We start from the raw sequence: 20,237 nt of genomic DNA, 5'->3' as shown, positions 1-20,237 counted from the left end.
TGATCGGCGGCTACGAGCTCAGCCATTACCGCAAAGGTGTGAAAGTTCGCGCTAAAACCGATGCGCTGGATGCTCGGTTGTTGGCTCGCTACTTGAACAACGAAGGCCACCAGTTGCACCCGTGGACCCCGCCATCGCCACTGTATTGCCGGCTTGTAAGCCTTTTCCGGCGCCGGGCAGCTTTGGTTCAGGCGCGCGTCAGCCTCAAGCAAAGCTGGTCAAACGAACCGTTGCTCAAAAAGGCCTTTGAGAACCAGATAAAGGCCATGCAACGACTGGAGATCTTGCTCGAGAAAACAATCCAGACGCAGTTGGAAGCCGCTGGCTTGGGCGCTCAGCTCAAGCGTTGTATGAAAGTCGAAGGCATTGGCCTGTTGAACGGTGCCCGTTTGCTCACGTCGTTTCAGCGTGGGGATTTCAGAAATGCCGATGCCTTCATCGCTTTTCTGGGCCTAGACCTGCGTATATCGGACTCAGGGAAAAAGAAAGGACGCCGCTGCTTGTCTAAGCGAGGTGACCCAGAGGCCCGTCGATTGATGCATAACGCCGCGATGTCGGCGAGGCGCACAGCGGCATGGAAGGGTTTTTATGAGGCACTGAGGGCCCGGGGACTCAGCACAACCGAAGCATTAGTGGCACTGGCCCGCAAGCTTGCCCGAGTAGTATTCGCCCTGCTGAAGAACCAGAGCGAATACTTACCGAAGGGCATTTAAGGGGTAGCCCCGTACCATAGAATCTCCCACAGGGGGTCGGGTGACTACGACTTCGGCGGGCATCTCGCCCCGCAATAAACTATCTAGACCTTGAACCGCGCCACCGTCTCATGCAGTGAGCCGGCCATCTGCGCCAGGTCCTGGCCCGCCGTATCGGTATGTCGGGCGCCCAGCATGACCTGTTCGGAGAGGTTGCGGATACCCACCAGGTTACGGTCCACCTCTCGCGCCACCAGGGCCTGCTGTTCCGTGGCGCTGGCGATCATCAGGTTGCGCTCGTTGATCTGCGAGATCGAGCGGGCGATTTCGTCCAGGGCATCGCCGGAGCGCTGGGCCACTAGCAGCGTGGCTTGCACCAGTTCGCTGTTGTTCTGCATGGAGCTCACCGCGTGCCCGCTGTCCAGGCGGATGTTACCGATCATGCCCTCGATTTCCCGAGTCGAATCCTGGGTCCGATGAGCCAGCGCCCGGACTTCATCAGCGACCACCGCAAAGCCACGCCCGGCATCGCCGGCGCGGGCCGCTTCGATGGCGGCGTTCAGTGCCAGAAGATTGGTCTGATCGGCAATGCTGCGGATCACATCCAGCACCGAGCTGATGTCCTGGACCCGTCCGGCCAATTGTTGGATTCGCCCGGAACTGTCCGTCACACCTTCGGCCAGCGCGGTAATGGAAGCCACCGTTTCCTGGACCTGTTCACGCCCGCGCTGGGCCGTTTGCTCGGACACTCGCGAGGCTTCGCTGGTGCTCACCGCATTGCGCGCCACTTCATCCACCGCGGCAGTCATCTGGTTCACGGCCGCGGCCGCCTGTTCGATTTCATGCCCTTGCAACTGCAAGGTGCTGCTGGTCTGGCTGCTCACCGCGCTCAGTTCTTCGGAGGAACTGGCCACCCGATCCACCGAGGCCGCAATGTGCCGGACCATGCTGTTGAGGCTCTGCTGCATGTCGTGCATGTTGCTCATCACGCTGTCATTGGCGCCGACGCCCACGGGCACGCGGATCGTCAGGTCGCCCTGGGCGATGAGGTTAAGCACCCGCGCCGCGTCATTGGGCTCACCGCCCAGGGGGCGGGTCACGCTGCGGGTCACCAGGACCGCCACGGTCGTCACCAGTGCCAGGCAAGCCAGCACCAACGCCAGCATGTTGCGCCGCGCATCGTTGTAACGTGCCTGGGCCTGGTGCTCACGCTCGACGAAGACCTTGCCCTGCATCGCCATGATCCCTTCGAGACTCTTGTACACCTCGCGCTCCGCCGGAATCACCCCTTGCTTGAGCTGCGTCATCGCCTCCTCCGTCGCGCCCTGGCGGATCAACGCCTGCACCTGGACGAAAGCCGCCACATAGGCCTCGCGACGCTTCTTCAATTCGGCATACGCGGCCTTGCCTTCAGGCTGATCGAACAGCGGCTCAAGCGTGGCGAAAGCCTGGGTAATCCGTTGCCGGGTGGCGTCGATGGATTGCTGGACTTGCGCATTGTTCTTGTCGATCAGCAAGTCTCGGGTGTTCCTGGCGTTGTCGCGCACACCCGTGGCGATCACCATGATCGGATCGATCTTCGGCCAATCCTGCCGAACGATCTGCTCGGCCTGGTCGCGCAGCATCGCCAGGTCGTTCAAGGCGTAGAACGTCAAGGCGATCAAGGCCAGCGGCGCGATGGCAAAGCCGATCACGATGCGTTGGGCGGTGGTGAGTCTGGTCATATCAAATGCTCCCTGTTCAACTACCTGCCGGTTGGCAGCGCATTTGAAAACCTTGAAAAAAGAGGGCCCGGTTATCCCGGGCCGCTGTCGCTCACGCGTCCCCACGTTCGCTCAACTGCGTAAGACGAACGAAGGAAACAGCTCGCGCATGGCGGCCCATAGTTCGGGCTGCAAAGCATGTACCGAGACGCTGGAAAGGTGGGGATCGAGCATCCGGGCAGTGCGTACCAGTTGCACGGCGAACCGCGTAACGCCGCGTTCGCTCAAGCGTCGGGCCAGGGTCAGCAACCGCTCGGGGTCGAACAGATGCCAGTGCACCGTCGTGCGGCATTCATAATCCACGCCGCTGGCCAGCAGGTGGTCGAGGCTGCGCCAGTTGGCAGGGCCGCTGCCTTCGACCCGGGTCACATCGAGGGCATCTTCAGGCAAGGCCTTGACGTCGAAGCCCACCCAGTCGGCAAGCCCGACCACTTTGGCGAAGGCCGCTGGCTTGATGCCGGCGCTGTGCAGGCCGATGCGAAAACCCATCTGCCGCACTTCCTCCATGGCCGGCGCCAGGCCGTCCTGCAAAGTCGGTTCGCCGCCGCTGAAGACCACGGCGTCGAGCAGATCCTGGCGACGTTGCAGGAACGCCAGCACCCGGCACCAATCCACCTCCGCGCTGCCGCGCGGCGGGATCAGTTGCGGGTTATGGCAATAACGACAACGCCAGGCACAGCCCTGGCAAAACAGTACGCACGCCAGTTGGCCCGGATAATCGAGGGTGGTCAGGGGCACCATGCCCCCGACCCGTAGCACTCGACTCATGGACGCCCGGCCGCGCGTTCGGTGAAGTGCACCCGCTCGCGGTGCTCGGACTGCTTGCCCGGGTTGAAGGCCGTTACCGGGCGGTGATAACCCATCACGCGGGTCCAGACTTCGCAACGTTGACGTTGTGCTTGGGGAAGACTTTGCGATGCATTCATGGGTGAAGCTCCTTGCGGTCGATGGATCGGATCAGTGAACGCTGCCCTGGCGCTGTTGTTGCAGCAGCAAGGCCTCGTCGCATTTCGGGCAGAACTCGTGTTCGCCGGCCAGGTAGCCGTGCACCGGGCAGATGGAAAAGGTCGGCGTGATGGTCAGGTACGGCAGGCGGAAACGTCCCAGGGCCTTGCGCACCAGTTGCTTGCAGGCCTGTGTGGAGGAAATCTGCTCGGCCATGTACAGGTGCAATACGGTGCCGCCGGTGTATTTGCATTGCAGTTCGTCTTGCAGCTCCAGGGCTTCGAATGGATCGTCGGTGAAGCCCACCGGCAGTTGCGATGAGTTGGTGTAGTACGGTGCGACCGGGCTGCCGGCCTGCAAGATATCCGGATAGCGCTTGAGGTCTTCCTTGGCGAAGCGGTACGTGGTGCCCTCGGCGGGTGTGGCTTCGAGGTTGTAGAGATGGCCGGTTTCTTCCTGGAATCGCAGCAGCGTGGCCCGCACGTGATCCAACAGTTTCAGGGCGAATTCCCGGCCTTGCTCGGTGTGCAGGCCTTGCTGGTCATCGGTGAAATTGCGCAGCATTTCGTGCAGGCCATTCACGCCGATGGTGGAGAAGTGATTGCGCAAGGTACCCAGGTAGCGCTTGGTGTAAGGGTACAAACCGGCATCCATGTGATGCTGGATGACCTTGCGCTTGACCTCCAGGCTCTCCATCGCCAGTTCCATCAGGGTATCGATGCGTTGCAGCAAGGCGCTGGTGTCGCCCTTGTACAGATAACCCAGGCGGGCGCAGTTGATCGTCACCACCCCCAGGGAACCGGTCTGTTCCGCCGAACCGAACAGGCCACCGCCGCGCTTGAGCAACTCGCGCACGTCCAGTTGCAAGCGGCAGCACATCGACCGCACCTGATTGGGTTGCATGTCCGAGTTGAGGAAGTTCTGGAAGTACGGCAGGCCGTAGCGGGCGGTCATTTCGAACAGCCGGTCGGCGTTCTCGCTGTCCCAGGGGAAGTCATGGGTGATGTTGTAGGTCGGGATCGGGAAGGTGAAGACCCGGCCTTTCGCATCGCCGGCCTGCATCACCTCGATGTAGGCGCGGTTGATCAACTCCATTTCCGCTTGCAGGTCTCCGTAGGCGAACGGCATCTCCTGGCCACCGATCACCGGGATCTGTTCGCGCAGATCCTCCGGGCAGACCCAGTCGAATGTCAGGTTGGTGAACGGCGTTTGCGTGCCCCAGCGCGACGGCACATTGAGGTTGTAGATGAACTCCTGCAACGACTGGCGGACCTCGTCGTAGCTGAGTTGGTCCTTGCGTACATAGGGCGCCAGGTAGGTGTCGAACGAGCTGAACGCCTGGGCGCCGGCCCATTCGTTTTGCAGGGTGCCGAGGAAATTCACCATCTGTCCCAAGGCACTGCTCAGATGCTTGGGCGGCCCGGCCTCGACCCGCCCGGGCACGCCGTTGAGGCCTTCGTGCAACAGGGTGCGCAAGGACCAGCCGGCACAGTAGCCAGCGAGCATGTCCAGGTCATGGATATGCAGGTCAGCCTCGCGGTGCGCCTCGCCGATGGCCTGGCTGTAGACTTCGTCGAGCCAGTAGTTGGCGGTGACCTTGCCCGAAACGTTGAGGATCAGCCCGCCGAGGGAATACCCCTGGTTGGCGTTGGCCTGCACGCGCCAGTCTTCGCGATCCAGGTATTCGTTCATCGACGTGGCGACTTCCACCAGTGTGCGACGATCCCGACGCAGGCGTCCGTGTTGCTCGCGATACACGATGTAGGCACGCATGGAGAGAAAGAAACCGGCGTCCATCAGTACCCGTTCGACACGGTCCTGGATCTGCTCGACGTTTAACCGCGTCTGCCCTTCCAACCGCGCCAACACCGCCTCCAGCAACGCCTCGGCCTCGGCTTCGGCGTATTCGCCGGTGGCCTTGCCAGCGGCGATCAGCGCCTGGCGGATCTTGTCCGCATCAAAGGCGACCACACTGCCATCGCGCTTGTGCAAGCGGTTACACCCTACTGAGATCAACGTGCTCTGCATTTTGGCTCCAAACACTACATATAGGCTTTTTGATATCTTTAAACACAATATGCAGTGGAGAGTACGGACAAAAGGCTGGATTGCAATTGATCGACATCAAGAATCGGCAGCGACTATTCGTCAGGCTGAAAGGTCATTTGGCAGCCCCCTGATCCCCTGTGGGAGCAAAGCTTGCTCGCGATGAACGATGACACGGTCTTGCAGTTAAACCGTGTCGCCTGCATCGCGGGCAAGCCTTGCTCCCACATGGGTTACGGCGTGACTGTAAGATTTGTATCCACAACAAATCCCCTTGTGGGACCTGAGCACTGCTCACCCCCCACTCATGTTCATGAACCGCACAATCTGCACTTCCCCACCCGGATTGAAGTCATGGCGCAGTGGCTTGCCACGCAACGCCTGTTGCACCGCCTGGATCACCGGTTGGTCTTCCAGCGGATAACGCCGCAGCAAGCCGCGCAGGTCGAGGGAGTCCTCTTGTCCCAGGCACAACAGCAAGCGCCCTTCGACGGTCATGCGCACGCGATTGCAACTGGCGCAGAAATTGTGGGTGTTGGGCGAAATGAAACCGATGCGGGTATCCGGATGACGCTCCAGGCGCACATAGCGCGCCGGCCCGCCGCTGCTCTCGGCGCTGTCGAGCAGGCGGTGATGGCGGGCGATCTCGGCCCGTACCTCATCGCTGGAACAGAACGATTCGCCCCGGGAACGCCCGACCTCCCCCAACGGCATCTCCTCGATAAAACTGATGTCGATGCGTTGGTCGATGGCGTACTGCACCAGCGCCGGAACTTCATCGAAGTTGCGTCCCTTCATGACCACGCAGTTGAGCTTGATCCGCTCGAACCCGGCGACCTTCGCCGCTTCGATGCCGGCCAGCACCTGGTCCAGGTTGCCGTTGCGGGTGATCGCCCGAAAACGTTCGCCGTCCAGGCTGTCGAGGCTGATGTTCATGCGCTTGACCCCGGCCTCGACCAGCGGCTGGGCCAATCGTCCCAGCTGCGAGCCGTTGCTGGTCATCACCAGTTCCCGCAGGCCGGGCAATGCCGCGATCTCGCGACACAGCCCGACGATGCCCGGACGGATCAGCGGCTCGCCACCGGTCAGGCGGATTTTCTTCACCCCCAGGCCGACGAACAACCGCGCCAGGCGCTGCAACTCCTCCAAGGTCAAGACTTGCTGACGCGGCAGGAACGTCATGTTTTTCGCCATGCAATACACGCAACGAAAATCACAACGATCGGTCACCGACATCCGCAAATAATCGATCTGGCGCCCAAACCCGTCCTGCAACACCGCGTTCATGAAGATCTCCCGATTGAGCCCGTGCTCACTGCACCAGCGGCGAGTCGGCGCCCTGAAGGTGAATGCCGCGAATATCCGCAGCACCGATCAGGGTTTGCAGGTACTGCACCAGCGCCTTTTGCCAAACGCCCTGCTGCAACTGAGTGCGAATCGCCGTCGCCACGGCCTCATACGGCAACGGCTGACCATCGATTCGCTGGTCGATGCTGATCACGTGCCAGCCATAGCGACTTTCCAGCGGTTTGCTGGCCAGGCCCGCCGGCAGGGTGAACAACTGGCGCTCCAGTTCAGGCACGGTCTGGCCCTTGCTGATCTGCCCCAGCGAACCGCCCTGCGCCTTGGATGGACACGCCGAATGCGTCAGCGCCAACTCGGCAAAACTGCCCGGGAACTGGTCCAGCCGCTCCAGCAGCAGCTCGGCCTGGACATGGGCCAGGCTGCGCGCCTCGGCATCGTCCGGCGCACATTCGAGCAGGATGTGCCGCACCGCCAGCAACGGCGCACTGTGAAAGCGCGCCCGGTTGTTTTCGTAGTAACGCAGGCAGGTTGCCTCGTCGCACTGTGGCACCAGCACCTCGCGTTCGAGCAACAACCGCGTCGCCGCCTCCTCTTCGTTTTCCCCGGCACCGACCTGCAACGCCAGGCCAAGCTCGGCGATACGCTGCTGGAGCAATTCGCGAATCACCAGCGCCCGAGCGGCCTGGTAGACCGCATCCTCGCGACTGTCAGCCGGGTGATATTGCAGCTCCTGGGCCATCGCCTGCGGGGTGATCGACACCCCGTTGACGCTGATGATCGGCCACTCCTGTTCACTGCTGGCAATCAACTGCGGCGCTTCATCTTCCGCCACCGGCCCGGCCTGGGCCGGCTCGAACTGCACCGCCCCTGCCGGTTCGGCATCGGCCACCGGCGCCATCACCGGTGCCGCTTTTGCCGAAGAACCACAGCCGCCGCTGCCGCCACCACCACCGCCACATCCGCATCCACTCGCCATGATCTTCTCCTCAAAACTTCTGCCGAACGATTTGATAACGACGTCCCAGGTACCAGACCGGCGCACTGACGATGTGGACCAGACGGGTGAACGGGAACAACACGAACAGGGTCAGGCCCAGCACCACGTGGAGCTTGTAGACCAGGCCCACCGGTGCTATCGCGGTAGCGGCTTCCACCGGACGCAACAGCACGGTGTTCTGCGCCCAGTCGGCCAGCATCACCATCACCGAGCCGTCCATATGGGCGGTCGACGCGACGATGGTCATCAGCCCCAACACCAGTTGCACCAGCAGCACCACCAGCACGAGGATGTCCGAGGCACTGGACGTGGCGCGAACCCGTGGGTCGGTCAGGCGACGGTTGAGCAGCATCACCAGGCCGATCAGGCCCAGCACGCCGAAGAAACCGCCGGAGACCATCGCCAGCAACTGCTTGTTCTCGGTGCTCAGCACATGGTGGTAGATCGCCGCGGGCGTCAGCAGGCCGACGAAGTGCCCGGCCAGCACGAACAGCACGCCAATGTGAAACAGGTTGCTGGCCACGCGCATGCCGCGCTTGTTGAGCATCTGGCTGGAACCGGCCTTCCAGGTGTACTGGGACAGGTCGAACCGCGCCCAGCTACCGATCAGGCAAATCGCCAGGGCGACATAGGGGTAGACCCCGAACAACAACAGATCCCATTTAGACATTGCCCACCTCCCCGGCTGGCGCTGCGGCCCGCCCTTCATGCTGAAAATCCACCCAGTGCAGCGGCACCGCACTTTCGTCCCGCGCCTTGCCCGGCGCGCTTGGCATCGAGCTGCAACGGTCTTGCTGCTCGGCCTTCATGAAATCGACCGCCTCTTCTTCCCAGACCCTGTCCAGGGCTTCGAGGGAGTCATCCCGTGGCTCGGCCTTTACTTGTTCAAGCATCTCGGCCACCGCCACCTGGGGTTCTGCGCCGGATATCTGCAGCAGAGCCCGGAAGCAACTGGCGTAGGCGCTTTCACGCTCTTCCAGGCGCGCCGCGAGCAAGGCCAGCAGGTGGGCTACATCGGCCAGGCCCTCGCGGGCCTCGATGTCTTCGCGGGTGGAAAGAAACTCCAGGTACAACGGGATGTAGTCAGGCAGCTCCTTGACGCCGATGGCGAAACCGGCCTCTTCGTACTGGGCCATCATGTCGACCATCGCCTGGCCGCGGTCACGGGATTCGCCATGGACATGCTCGAACAACAGCAGTGACAGCGAACGACCGCGACCGAACAGCGCACCGTAGTGCTCCTGGCCATCCATCAGGTCCTTGCCGCAGATCACCTCCAGCAACTCGAACAACCCGGAGCGCTGGGCGGGACTGATTTCCCGCGCCTGGAGAATGACCTGTTCCAGCTCGTCACGACCGGCCACCAGGGTCTCGGTCGGGTAGTCGAGCAGCAACGAAATCACTTTGAGAATGCGCATGCTCATTCCTCCCACAACTGCACGGTTTTGATCACGTCGCGGCGGTTGGCCTTCTTGCCACCGAACATGTTGGTGTCGGAACTGCCACTGCAACCGCTGCCAAAGCTGAAGCCGCAACCGGAGCGCTCGGCGAACGCGTCGCTCATGGCATCTTCGCGGTGGGCGCTTGGCACGACGAAGCGGTCTTCGTAGTTGGCGATGGCCAGGTAGCGGTACATCTCTTCCACCTGGTTCACGCTCAAGCCTACGTCGGCCAGCACTTGCAGGTCCTGCACGCCGTCGACCTGCTCGGAACGTTTGTAGGCACGCATCGCCAGCAAGCGTTTGAGCGCAAGCTTGACCGGCTTTTCATCGCCGGCGGTGAGCATGTTCGCCAGGTAGCGCAGCGGGATTCGCAGGCTGTCGACGTCCGGGATCACCCCGTTCATGCCCACGGTGCCGGCCGTGGCCGCGTTCTGGATCGGCGACAGTGGCGGCACGTACCAGACCATTGGCAAGGTGCGGTATTCCGGGTGCAGCGGCAGTGCGAGTTTCCAGTCCACGGCCATTTTGTAGACCGGCGAGCGTTGCGCCGAGTCGATCACCGACTGCGGTACACCATCGGCCAGGGCCTGGCGAATCACCGCCGGGTCGTTCGGGTCGAGGAAGATCTCCAGTTGTTTCTCGTACAGGTCCTGCTCATTGGCGGTGCTGGCCACTTCGCTGATGCGATCGGCGTCATACAGCAGCACACCGAGGTAACGGATACGTCCAACGCAGGTTTCAGCGCAGACGGTCGGCATCCCGGCTTCGATGCGTGGGTAGCAGAAGATGCATTTTTCCGATTTGCCGCTCTTCCAGTTGAAGTAGATCTTCTTGTACGGGCAGCCGCTGATGCACATGCGCCAGCCACGGCATTTCTCCTGGTCGATCAGGACGATGCCGTCCTCCTCGCGCTTGTAGATCGCACCGCTCGGGCACGACGCCGCGCACGTCGGGTTCAGGCAGTGCTCGCACAGGCGCGGCAGGTACATCATGAAGGTGTTTTCGTACTCGCCGTAGATGTCCGCCTGGATCTTGTCGAAGTTCTTGTCCTTGCGCCGCTTGGCGAATTCAGTGCCGAGGATTTCCTCCCAGTTCGGGCCCCACTCGATCTTCTCCATGCGCTTGCCGGACACCACCGAGCGAGGTCGCGCGGTGGGCTGGTGCTCGCCCAGCGGTGCGGTGTGCAGGTGCTGGTAGTCGAAGTCGAACGGTTCGTAGTAATCGTCCAGGCTCGGCAGGTCCGGGTTGGCGAAGATGTTCGCCAACACGCGGAACTTGCCACCGATGCGCGGGTTGATCGAACCGTCAGCGTTACGGATCCAGCCGCCTTTCCACTTGTCCTGGTTTTCCCACTCCTTGGGATAGCCGATGCCAGGCTTGGATTCGACGTTGTTGAACCAGGCGTACTCCATGCCTTCACGGCTGGTCCAGACGTTCTTGCAGGTAATCGAGCAGGTGTGGCAGCCGATGCATTTGTCCAGGTTCAGGACCATGCCGATTTGTGAGCGAATCTTCATCTCAGTTCTCCTCGATATCAGTCGGCAGTGGACGCGGCAAATCATCGCCACTGGAACCATCGAGCCAATCGACCTTGACCATCTTGCGCACCACGACGAATTCGTCGCGGTTGCAACCGACCGTGCCGTAATAGTTGAAGCCGTAGGCCTGTTGGGCGTAGCCGCCAATCATGTGGGTGGGCTTGAGCACCACGCGGGTCACCGAGTTGTGGTGGCCGCCGCGGGTCTTGGTGGTTTCCGAACCCGGCACGTTCACGATCCGTTCCTGGGCGTGATACATCATCACCATGCCTTCCTTGACCCGTTGGCTGACCACCGCTCGGGCGGTCAGCGCACCATTGACGTTGAAGCATTCAATCCAGTCGTTGTCCTCGATACCGGCGCGCTTGGCGTCGATTTCCGAGAGCCAGACAATCGGTCCGCCACGGCTCAAGGTCAGCATCAGCAGGTTGTCGCTGTAGGTGCTGTGGATGCCCCACTTCTGGTGCGGGGTGATCCAGTTCAGGACGATCTCGGTCTCGCCATTGCTGCGTTTGCCCTTCACGCCAGCGATGGTGCGGGTGTTGACCGGTGGCCGGTAGCTCATCAGCTGCTCGCCGAACGCCTGCATCCACGGGTGATCCTGGTAGAACTGCTGGCGACCGGTGATGGTGCGCCATGGGATCGACTCGTGGACGTTGGTGTAGCCGGCGTTGTAGCTCACGTGATCGTCTTCCAGGCCGGACCAGGTCGGGCTGGAAATGATCTTGCGTGGCTGGGCCTGGATGTCACGGAAGCGAATCGCCTCGTGCTCCTTGGAGATGGCCAGGTGGCTGTGGTCGATGCCGGTGAATTCCGACAGCGCCGCCCAGGCTTTCACCGCGACATGGCCGTTGGTTTCCGGCGCCAGGGACAGGATCACTTCGGCAGCGTCGATGGCGCTGTCGATTTTTGGCCGCCCTTGGCTGATACCCGCCTCGACTTCCTTGTGGTTCAGTTCGCCGAGGAATTTAACTTCCGTATCAGTGTTCCAGTTGATGCCCTTGCCGCCGTTGCCGAGTTTTTCCAGCATCGGGCCCAGGGAGGTGAACTGCTTGTAGATGTTCGGGTAGTCGCGTTCCACCACGTGCAGGTTCGGCGCGTTCTTGCCCGGGACCGGTGCAACGCCGGCGCTTTTCCAGTCGGTGCCGCCGAATGGCTGGGCCAACTCGCCGACGCTGTCGTGCATCAGCGGTACGGTGACCAGGTCTTTCTCGACACCCAGGTGGCCGACCGACATGGCGGAAAACGCCTTGGCGATGCCCTTGTAGATTTCCCAGTCCGAACGCGATTCCCAGGCCGGATCGATGGCGGCCGACAGTGGGTGAATGAACGGGTGCATGTCCGAGGTGTTCATGTCGTCTTTTTCGTACCAGGTGGCGGTCGGCAAGACGATGTCGGAATACACGCAGGTCGAGGACATGCGGAAGTCCAGGGTGGTCACCAGGTCGAGCTTGCCAATGGCGCCCTCGTCGACCCATTCGGCTTCGGTGGGCTTGCACTCGGTGCTATGGCCGATGTCTTCGTTCATCACGCCGTTCTTGGTGCCCAGCAGGTACTTGAGCATGTACTCGTGGCCCTTGCCCGAGGAGCCCAGCAGGTTGGAACGCCAGATGAACATGTTGCGCGGGAAGTTCACCGGGCTGTCCGGCTGCTCGCAGGCAAAACGCAGGGATCCGTCCTGCAGCGACTTGACCACGTAGTCCTTGGGTTCCATGCCCGCGGCGGCGGCGTCGCGGCAGATGTGCAGCGGGTTGGTGTTGAGCTGCGGTGCACTCGGCAACCAGCCGGCCCGTTCGGCGCGGATGTTGTAGTCCAGGGCGTGCTCGGGGAATTGCGATTTGTCGGCCAGGGGCGAGAGCACATCGTGCATGCTCATCTTCTCGTGGCGCCATTGCGAACTATGGCCATAGAAGAAGCTGGTGCCGTTCATTTGCCGTGGCGGACGGTTCCAGTCCAGGCCAAAGGCCAGGGGCAGCCAGCCGCATTGCGGACGGAGTTTTTCCTGGCCGACATAGTGGGCCCAGCCGCCGCCGGTCTGGCCGACGCAACCGCAGAGCATGAGCATGTTGATCAGCCCGCGGTAGTTCATGTCCATGTGGTACCAGTGGTTCATCGCCGCACCGACGATGATCATCGAGCGTCCACGGGTCTTGTCGGCGTTGTCGGCAAACTCGCGGGCGATCTGGATCGCCTTCTCGCGGCTTACGCCAGTGATCTGTTCCTGCCAGGCCGGGGTGCCAGGCACCGAGGCGTCGTTATAGTCCTTGGCAACGTTGGCGCCGCCCAGGCCACGGTCGATCGCCAGGTTGGCCGCCGACAGGTCGAATACGGTGGCGACTTTCGCCACGCTGCCATCGGCCAGCACCACACTGTGCACCGGCACCCGACGGAACTGCACCGCATCACCGGCCACATGCTGGAAGTACTCCTGGGCTTCGCCGGCGAAGTACGGGAACGCCACCTCGGCGACGTCGCCGCCGATCAGGCTCAGCTTGAGGTCGATCTCACGTCCCTCGCCGCCTTCACGGGGCAGGATGTTCCACTTGCCCTTCTCACCCCAGCGATAGCCGATGGAGCCTTGGGGCGAAACCAGTTCGCCGGCGGCATCCATGGCGATGGTTTTCCATTCCGGGTTGTTGTCCTGGCCGAGGTTGTCGGTCAGGTCACTGGCCCGCAGGAAACGGTCCGGCTGGTAACCCGCACCCGGCGCAGCGCCAAGCATCGGTTTGAGCATCACCAGCACCGGCAGGTCGGTGTAGCGCTTGGCGTATTCGGTGAAATAGGCGCTCGGCTTGTCCAGGTGGAATTCTTTGAAGATCACATGGTTGAAGGCCTGGGCCAGCGCGGCGTCGGTGCCCTGCTTGGGGTTGAGCCACAGGTCGGTGAGCTTGGCGACTTCCGAATAGTCCGGGGTGATCGCCACGGTCTTGGTGCCCTTGTAGCGCACCTCGGTGAAGAAGTGGGCGTCAGGGGTACGGGTCTGCGGGACGTTGGAGCCCCAGGCAATGATGTAGTTGGAGTTGTACCAGTCGGCCGATTCCGGCACGTCGGTCTGCTCGCCCCAGACCATCGGCGACGCTGGCGGCAAGTCGCAATACCAGTCATAGAAGCTCAGGCACACGCCACCGATCAACGACAGGTAACGCGAGCCGGCGGCATAGCTGACCATCGACATGGCCGGGATCGGCGAGAAGCCCACCACCCGGTCCGGGCCGTGTTCCTTGACGGTATAGACGTTGGCGGCGGCGATGATCTCGTTGACTTCTTCCCAGTTGGAACGGATGAAGCCGCCCATGCCGCGCTTGCTTTTATAGGAGTCGGCCTTGGCCTTGTCCTCGACGATGCTGGCCCAGGCTTCCACCGGCGGCAGGGTCTGCCGGGCTTCGCGCCACAGCTTGAGCAATGGCTTGCGAATTTTCGGGTACTTGAGCCGGTTGGCGCTGTAGATGTACCAGCTGTAGCTCGCGCCGCGAGGGCAGCCACGTGGTTCGTGGTTGGGCAGATCGTTGCGGGTACGCGGATAGTCGGTCTGCTGGGTTTCCCAGGTGATCAGGCCGTTCTTGACGTAGATTTTCCACGAGCACGAACCGGTGCAGTTCACCCCATGGGTGGACCGCACGATCTTGTCGTACTGCCAGCGCGAACGGTAGACGTTCTCCCAGTCGCGGGACTCCTTGCGGGTCTCGCCGTGACCATCGGAAAACTCGCCTTGCTTGCGGTTGAAAAACCGCAGTTGATCCAGTAAATGACTCACAGTGTGTTCCTCTCAGGCTTGCTCCGCGGGGTCTGCGCCCCGCCCACGCAGGTTTAGGTTCGGCTTAGCAAGGTGTCGCGGCGCCCTTGCGGGCATACCACCACCAGGTCACCACGATGCAGCTCAGGTAGAAGCCGACGAACATGTAGAAGGCCATCTCCGGGCCGCCGGTCAGGGCCATCGAAGTGCCGAATGATTTGGGAATGAAGAAGGCTCCGAAGGCGCCCATGGCCGAGCTGAAACCCAGCACGGCGGCCGATTCCTTGCCGGCGTTCTTGAGCGCCAACTCGCGTTGCTCGGGCTTCTTGCCCAGGGCGGACTTCTCGTGCAGGGTGCGGAAGATCACTGGGATCATGCGGAAGGTCGAACCGTTGCCCACGCCAGTGGTGATGAACAGCAACATGAACATGCCCAGGAAGCCGTAGAAGCTGCCGCCCTGGCCGTTCTGCGGAAGAAAGTGCAGGACGCCGAACACCATCGCGATCATCAACACGAAGTTCCACAAGGTGACCTTCGCGCCACCGAGCTTGTCCGCCAGCCAGCCGCCCAGCGGCCGTACCAGCGCGCCCACCAACGGGCCGAGGAAGGCGAATTTCAGGGCGATGACTTCTGGGAACGAGGTCTTGATCAGCAGCGGGAAGGCCGCGGAGAAACCGATGAACGAACCGAAGGTGGCCAGGTACAGCCAGCACATCAGCCAGTTGTGCTTGCGCTTGAAGATCACCGCCTGCTCGCTGAACGAAGCGCGGGCGCTGGACAGGTCGTTCATGCCGAACCAGGCAATCAGGGTCACGGCGAGGATGAACGGCACCCAGATGAAGCCGGCGTTCTGCAACCACAGCGAGCTGCCGTCGGCCAGGACTTGCGGTTGACCGCCCATGAAGCCGAACACACCGAAGGAAATCACCAGTGGCACGCTGAACTGCATCACCGACACGCCCAGGTTACCCAGCCCGGCGTTCAGGCCCAGGGCCGTGCCCTGCTGGGACTTGGGGTAGAAGAAGCTGATGTTGGACATGCTCGAGGCGAAGTTGCCGCCACCAAAACCGCAAAGCAATGCGATCAGCACGAACACGCTGTAAGGCGTGGCCGAATCCTGCACGGCGAAGCCCATCCACAAAGCCGGTATCAGCAACGACGCCGTGCTCAGCGCGGTCCAACGACGCCCGCCAAAGATCGGCACCATGAACGAGTAGAAGATGCGCAAGGTCGCGCCGGACAGCCCCGGCAATGCCGCCAGCCAGAACAGCTGGTCGGTGCTGAAGCTGAAGCCGATGGCGTTCAGGCGCACGATCACCGTGCTCCAGACCATCCACACCGCGAAGGCCAACAGCAGCGCCGGGATGGAAATCCACAGATTGCGCCGGGCGGTCAGTTTGCCGCTACTGCCCCAAAAAGCAGGGTCTTCCGGGCGCCAGTCATGAATGACCGGGCCCTTTTCAGGCGTTTGCAGAACGGACATGTTCTTCTCCTTGGGCAATGCTGGAAAACGGGGATTGAGTGGCCGGCGGCTGTTTACCCAGCAGCGGGCGCTTGCGTATTTCGCTGAAGTACATCCAGGCCAGGGAAACCCAGACCACGCCGTACATCAACATGAAGCAGGACGAGCGCACGCCGGTGAGGTCCACCAGGGCGCCGAACATGATCGGCAGCACGAACCCGCCCAGGCCGCCGGCCAGGCCGACGATGCCGGACACTGCACCCATGTTTTTCGGGTAGTCGTTGGCGATGTACTTGAAGACCGAGGCCTTGCCGAACGCGAAGGCGATGCCCATCACGAACAGCAGCACGGTGAACAGCGTGGCGTTGAGGCCGATGTGGAAATCGACGATGCCGTTGACGGTCTGCACTTGCAGTTGAGTCTGGGGATAGGAGAGCAGGAACAGGCAGATCCAGCTGACCCACAACACCCACCAGGTCACGCTCTGGGCGCCCCAGCGGTCGGACATCCAGCCACCGACGGCCCGCAGCACACCACCGGGCAGGGAGAAACACGCCGCCAGCAGCGCCGCGCTTTGCAGGCTGAAGCCATATTCCTGCACGTAGTACTTGGTCATCCACAAGGCCAAGGCCACGTAGCCGCCGAAGACGATCGAGTAGTACTGGCAGTAGCGCCACACGGCTGGCTCTTTCAGCGTTTGCAATTGCTCGCGCAACGTCGCACCGCCAGTGCCGCTGTGTTCCTTTTTCTCGGTGGTGAGAAACCAGAACAGCAGCGCGGTGATGAACAGGATGGCGCTGAACACTTTCGGCACCAGGTGCCAGCTGCCGAACGCGATCAGCGCCGGAGCGAGGAACTTGGTCACCGCCGCACCGGCGTTGCCGGCGCCGAACACGCCCATGGCAAAACCCTGGTTCTGCTTGTCGAACCACTTGGCGACGTAGGCGATGCCCACCGAGAACGAGCCACCGGCCAGGCCGACGAACAGGCCCAGCACCAGGAACTGCCAGAAGGCCGTGGCGAGGGTGATCATGTACAGCGGCAATACGCAGGCCAGCATCAACAGGAAGAACACGATCCGTCCGCCAAAGCGGTCGGTCAGAAGCCCCAGGGGCAAGCGCACCAGCGAACCGGTCAACACCGGCGTGGCGGCCAGCAGGCCAAACTGGGTTTCATTGAGGGCCAGCAGTTCCTTGATCGGAACCCCCAGCACAGCAAACATCATCCAGACCATGAAGCACACGGTGAAGGCCAGGGTACTCATCCCTAGTACCAGCCCTTGTTGCACTTGCGCTCGCATCACGATGCACTCCGTCAGTTCGATGAGCGCAGCCTAGTGATACGAACCCCGCGAAAACTTGACCTGGATCAACGTGCGCCGGGGCGGTACAGGCCTATGCTTGGCCCATCTACCTCCAAGGAGGTAGACCCGGATATTGATACAACCCTTTATTTATCAATACCTTGATCAAGTCTGCCGAAGCTTTTATGGAAATGGAGCGGCCGACAACTCTTTAGAGGTAGTGCGCCCAGGATTGGCTGCTACACCCCCAGGTCCAGGGCGCCCCCTATGCTCGCTTCACCGTTTTGCCTCGCAGGCCCGCGTCGATGATGCGTTGGCTGCGCAGTTCCCTGCCCGCTCGCGCCGGGCTGGCGGTGATCCTGATCGCCATCCTGGCCCTGGCCAGTTCCTTGAGTGCCGGGTTGATCGCCTGGTTCAGCCAGGGCGACGCCGCGGCCATCAACACCGCCGGCTCCGTGCGCATGGAGACCTACCACCTGAGCTGGAAACTGGCGGCGGGGGCCAACGACGACATCCCGGCGATCACCGCCAGCCTGCAACAACGCCTCGACAGCCCTGCCCTGCGCGCCGTGCTGGAAGATGGGCCGGAAACCTCCCTGCACAAGAGCTATCGCGACCTTGTGCAACGCTGGAACCAGACCTTGCGCCCGGCCATCGAGCGTGGTGACTCGGCGTTTTTCCAGGCCAATGCCAATGCCTTCGTCAACCAGTTGGACCGGTTCGTCACCCTGCTGCAACGCCAGAGCGAGCACAAGCAAGGTTGGCAGCAAGTGATCCAGGGTATGGCGCTGTTCAGCACCATGATCATCCTGCTGATCGGCCTGTATGAATTGCAGTACGGCGTGGTCACGCCCTTGCAGGAGTTGGTGGACGCCACCCAGCGCTTTCGCCGTGGCGAATTCCAGGTGCGGGTCAATCACCAGTCCGAAGATGAACTGGGCCAGTTGGCGACCAGTTTCAACACCATGGCCGAAACCATCGAACAATCACACCGCACCCTGGAAAACCAGGTTCAGCAAAAGACCCTGAACCTGCAACAGGCCAACGCCGCCTTGGAGCTGCTGTACCAGAGCAGCCGCAGCCTGGCGACACGCCAGGCCAATGCCGAAGGGCTGGATGAACTGATCCGACGCTTCCAGCAGCGCCTGCCAGGCCTGCGTCTGACGTTGTGCCTGCAAGGGCAATTGCAGTCACCGGCCAGGCACCTGCTGGCCCTGCATGGCGCCGCCAACCGACAGGTCTGCGCCAGCAGCGATTGCGCCAGTTGCCATAAACACAACGCTGCGCGCCCGCAAGCCTTCAGCATCAGCAACCAGGGCAACGAGCTGGGTGAACTCAAGGCGCATTTTGTCGACGGCCATGCGGCGCAGCCCTGGGAAACCGCGTTGATCCAGGCCCTGGCCAACCTGATCGGCACGTCGCTGTCCCTCAAGCGCCAGCGCGAACAGGACCATCGCCTGCTGCTGCTCGATGAACGCACGATCATTGCCCGCGAGCTGCACGACTCCCTGGCCCAGGCCTTGTCGTACATGAAGCTGCAAGTCAGCCGCATGCAGACCCTGATGCGTCGCGGCGAACCGGTGCAGACCCTGGAGACCGTCACTGGTGAACTGCGTGAAGGGCTCAACAATGCTTATCGCCAGTTGCGCGAGTTGCTGACCACCTTCCGCTTGCAGATCCACGATGACGGCCTGGTCGAAGAGCTAAAGGACACCGCCGAGGAGTTCTCCAACCGAGGGGATTTCCAGGTGCACCTGTTCATCGACACCCTGGCCTTCGAGCTGTCGGCCAGCGAGCAGATCCACATCCTGCAGATCACCCGCGAGGCCCTGTCCAACTGCCTGCGCCACGCCCACGCCGAAAACGCCTGGCTCGAACTGCGCCAGGAAGGCGAGACCGTGCAGCTGTCGATCGAAGACGATGGCCGCGGCTTCAGCGGCGAGGTCGACCAGCGCGAACACCATGGCCTGAACATCATGAACGAGCGGGCCCGCAGCCTGCACGGCCAACTGCAGATTCACTCCCGTACACCCCAGGGCACCCGTATCCAGGTGCATTTCCAACCGGAATTCCTGGGCCAACACACCGAAGGCCTCGCAACATGAACGCCCCCCTGCGCCACACCCTGCTACTGGTCGACGATCATCCGATGATGCGTCGCGGGATCCGCCAGATGCTTGAGCTCGAAGACGATTTGCAGATCGTTGGCGAAGCCAGCCACGGCGAAGAAGCCCTGACTCTGATCGAACCGCTCAAGCCCGACCTGGTGCTGCTGGACAACAACATGCCGCAGATGAACGGCATCGAGACCCTGCGCCGGCTGCGCGCCATGCACTACACCGGCAAGGTGCTGCTGTTCACTGTCTCCGATGCCGAGGACGACATCCGCGATGCCTTGCGCCTGGACGCCAACGGTTACCTGCTCAAGGACATGGAACCGGAGCTGCTGATCCAGTACATCCGCGATGCCCTCAACGGCGCCCTGGTGATCAGCCCCGGCCTGACCCGCGTCATGGCCCAGGCGCTGCGCTCGCCACCGCGCCAGGCCGATGTGGAACTGACCGAACGCGAACGCCAGGTCCTCAAGACCATCGCCGGCGGCTACAGCAACAAAGTCATCGGGCACAAGCTGGGCATTACCGAAGGCACGGTCAAGGTGCATGTGAAGAACCTGCTGCACAAGCTCGGCTTGCGTTCGCGGGTGGAAGCGGCGGTTTGGGCGATGGAGCATTTGCGCGGGGCGGGCTAGCCCAGCAAAACACACGCCCTGTGGGAGTGAAACATACCCTCTGTGGGAGCAAAGCTTGCTCGCGATGGCGGCGGTACATTCAACATCTGCGCAAGCTGAACCACCGCTATCGCGAGCAAGCTTTGCTCCCACAGGGGATAGGCAGCAGATCTGGATTTCGTTCCCCACAGGGTTTGTGTCTTGATCGCGCAGCCCATCCCTCTTCCGAGGTAGGCCTGCCGAGGCATAGGCCGGCGGCGATTTGGGCTCTACCATGACGGCA

The 20,237-nt window shown here is 62.0% G+C and carries 15 protein-coding genes; 3 read left to right on the top strand and 12 right to left on the bottom strand.

What is annotated here, in order from left to right; genetic code table 11:
• The coding region (locus B0E42_RS03830; protein ID WP_077505751.1) for a transposase at positions 1-713 on the top strand (713 nt) is incomplete at its 5' end.
• 83 nt (positions 714-796) lie between these two features.
• On the opposite strand, the gene B0E42_RS03825 is transcribed toward B0E42_RS03830, so the two are convergent.
• From B0E42_RS03825 to B0E42_RS03770, 12 genes are all read right to left on the bottom strand, one after another.
• Positions 797-2,416 (bottom strand): methyl-accepting chemotaxis protein, encoded by a 1,620-nt coding sequence (locus B0E42_RS03825; protein ID WP_077505749.1) that lies wholly within the window; start codon positions 2,414-2,416, stop codon positions 797-799.
• A gap of 111 nt (positions 2,417-2,527) precedes the next feature.
• Complete coding sequence (locus tag B0E42_RS03820) at positions 2,528-3,223, bottom strand: anaerobic ribonucleoside-triphosphate reductase activating protein (protein ID WP_168188493.1); 696 nt, start codon at positions 3,221-3,223, stop codon at positions 2,528-2,530.
• Complete coding sequence (gene nrdD / locus B0E42_RS03815; protein WP_014339185.1) at positions 3,220-3,381, bottom strand: anaerobic ribonucleoside-triphosphate reductase; 162 nt, start codon at positions 3,379-3,381, stop codon at positions 3,220-3,222. The genes B0E42_RS03820 and nrdD overlap by 4 nt, the downstream gene beginning before the upstream one ends.
• A 31-nt stretch (positions 3,382-3,412) precedes the next feature.
• Positions 3,413-5,428 carry a ribonucleoside triphosphate reductase gene (locus tag B0E42_RS03810; RefSeq protein WP_024616154.1) on the bottom strand — a complete coding sequence of 672 codons (2,016 nt, stop codon included), beginning with the start codon at positions 5,426-5,428 and terminating at the stop codon, positions 3,413-3,415.
• 312 nt (positions 5,429-5,740) lie between these two features.
• Entirely contained in the window at positions 5,741-6,733 is a 993-nt protein-coding gene (gene moaA, locus B0E42_RS03805) for a GTP 3',8-cyclase MoaA (RefSeq protein ID WP_018613423.1), read from the bottom strand.
• Between the two features lie 25 nt (positions 6,734-6,758).
• Positions 6,759-7,727, bottom strand: a complete 969-nt coding sequence (locus B0E42_RS03800) for a peptidylprolyl isomerase (RefSeq protein WP_053179506.1) — start codon at positions 7,725-7,727, stop codon at positions 6,759-6,761.
• Between the two features lie 10 nt (positions 7,728-7,737).
• A complete protein-coding gene (narI, locus tag B0E42_RS03795) occupies positions 7,738-8,418 on the bottom strand; it encodes a respiratory nitrate reductase subunit gamma (RefSeq protein ID WP_018613426.1) in 681 nt (226 codons plus the stop codon).
• On the bottom strand, positions 8,411-9,166 hold the full coding sequence (narJ, locus tag B0E42_RS03790) for a nitrate reductase molybdenum cofactor assembly chaperone (protein WP_077505745.1): 756 nt from the start codon (positions 9,164-9,166) through the stop codon (positions 8,411-8,413). Before narJ ends, narI begins: the two co-directional genes overlap by 8 nt.
• A 2-nt stretch (positions 9,167-9,168) precedes the next feature.
• The gene (gene narH, locus B0E42_RS03785) at positions 9,169-10,707 is read right to left on the bottom strand and encodes a nitrate reductase subunit beta (protein WP_018613428.1); all 1,539 of its coding nucleotides are present in this window, start codon (positions 10,705-10,707) and stop codon (positions 9,169-9,171) included.
• A gap of 1 nt (position 10,708) precedes the next feature.
• A complete protein-coding gene (locus tag B0E42_RS03780) occupies positions 10,709-14,482 on the bottom strand; it encodes a nitrate reductase subunit alpha (RefSeq protein WP_077505743.1) in 3,774 nt (1,257 codons plus the stop codon).
• Between the two features lie 64 nt (positions 14,483-14,546).
• Positions 14,547-15,944, bottom strand: a complete 1,398-nt coding sequence (locus tag B0E42_RS03775) for a NarK family nitrate/nitrite MFS transporter (RefSeq protein WP_018613432.1) — start codon at positions 15,942-15,944, stop codon at positions 14,547-14,549.
• Positions 15,922-17,223: a nitrate/nitrite transporter gene (locus tag B0E42_RS03770; protein WP_018613437.1), complete on the bottom strand. Its 1,302-nt coding sequence runs from the start codon at positions 17,221-17,223 to the stop codon at positions 15,922-15,924. Before B0E42_RS03770 ends, B0E42_RS03775 begins: the two co-directional genes overlap by 23 nt.
• Positions 17,224-17,531: 308 nt before the next feature.
• On the opposite strand from B0E42_RS03770, the gene B0E42_RS03765 reads away from it, so the two are divergent.
• Both B0E42_RS03765 and narL read left to right on the top strand, forming a co-directional pair.
• Positions 17,532-19,331, top strand: coding sequence for a HAMP domain-containing protein (locus tag B0E42_RS03765; RefSeq protein ID WP_018613439.1), 1,800 nt, complete (start codon positions 17,532-17,534; stop codon positions 19,329-19,331).
• Complete coding sequence (gene narL, locus B0E42_RS03760) at positions 19,328-19,975, top strand: two-component system response regulator NarL (RefSeq protein ID WP_003202460.1); 648 nt, start codon at positions 19,328-19,330, stop codon at positions 19,973-19,975. Before B0E42_RS03765 ends, narL begins: the two co-directional genes overlap by 4 nt.
• Positions 19,976-20,237 lie beyond the last annotated feature (262 nt).

This window comes from Pseudomonas sp. A25(2017), assembly GCF_002001065.1.
Classification (GTDB): Bacteria; Pseudomonadota; Gammaproteobacteria; order Pseudomonadales; family Pseudomonadaceae; genus Aquipseudomonas; species Aquipseudomonas kilonensis.
The sequence above is the reverse complement of the archived record's forward strand: the minus strand, read 5'-3'. Positions and strand labels throughout refer to the sequence as shown.

What these genes read in the sequence shown, in the direction of transcription:
- B0E42_RS03825 (WP_077505749.1), bottom strand. Translation starts at nt 2,416, where the DNA reads ATGACCAGACTCACCACCGCCCAACGCATCGTGATCGGCTTTGCCATC.
- B0E42_RS03820 (WP_168188493.1), bottom strand. Translation starts at nt 3,223, where the DNA reads ATGAGTCGAGTGCTACGGGTCGGGGGCATGGTGCCCCTGACCACCCTC.
- nrdD (WP_014339185.1), bottom strand. Translation starts at nt 3,381, where the DNA reads ATGAATGCATCGCAAAGTCTTCCCCAAGCACAACGTCAACGTTGCGAA.
- B0E42_RS03810 (WP_024616154.1), bottom strand. Translation starts at nt 5,428, where the DNA reads ATGCAGAGCACGTTGATCTCAGTAGGGTGTAACCGCTTGCACAAGCGC.
- moaA (WP_018613423.1), bottom strand. Translation starts at nt 6,733, where the DNA reads ATGAACGCGGTGTTGCAGGACGGGTTTGGGCGCCAGATCGATTATTTG.
- B0E42_RS03800 (WP_053179506.1), bottom strand. Translation starts at nt 7,727, where the DNA reads ATGGCGAGTGGATGCGGATGTGGCGGTGGTGGTGGCGGCAGCGGCGGC.
- narI (WP_018613426.1), bottom strand. Translation starts at nt 8,418, where the DNA reads ATGTCTAAATGGGATCTGTTGTTGTTCGGGGTCTACCCCTATGTCGCC.
- narJ (WP_077505745.1), bottom strand. Translation starts at nt 9,166, where the DNA reads ATGCGCATTCTCAAAGTGATTTCGTTGCTGCTCGACTACCCGACCGAG.
- narH (WP_018613428.1), bottom strand. Translation starts at nt 10,707, where the DNA reads ATGAAGATTCGCTCACAAATCGGCATGGTCCTGAACCTGGACAAATGC.
- B0E42_RS03775 (WP_018613432.1), bottom strand. Translation starts at nt 15,944, where the DNA reads ATGTCCGTTCTGCAAACGCCTGAAAAGGGCCCGGTCATTCATGACTGG.
- B0E42_RS03770 (WP_018613437.1), bottom strand. Translation starts at nt 17,223, where the DNA reads ATGCGAGCGCAAGTGCAACAAGGGCTGGTACTAGGGATGAGTACCCTG.
- B0E42_RS03765 (WP_018613439.1), top strand. Translation starts at nt 17,532, where the DNA reads ATGATGCGTTGGCTGCGCAGTTCCCTGCCCGCTCGCGCCGGGCTGGCG.
- narL (WP_003202460.1), top strand. Translation starts at nt 19,328, where the DNA reads ATGAACGCCCCCCTGCGCCACACCCTGCTACTGGTCGACGATCATCCG.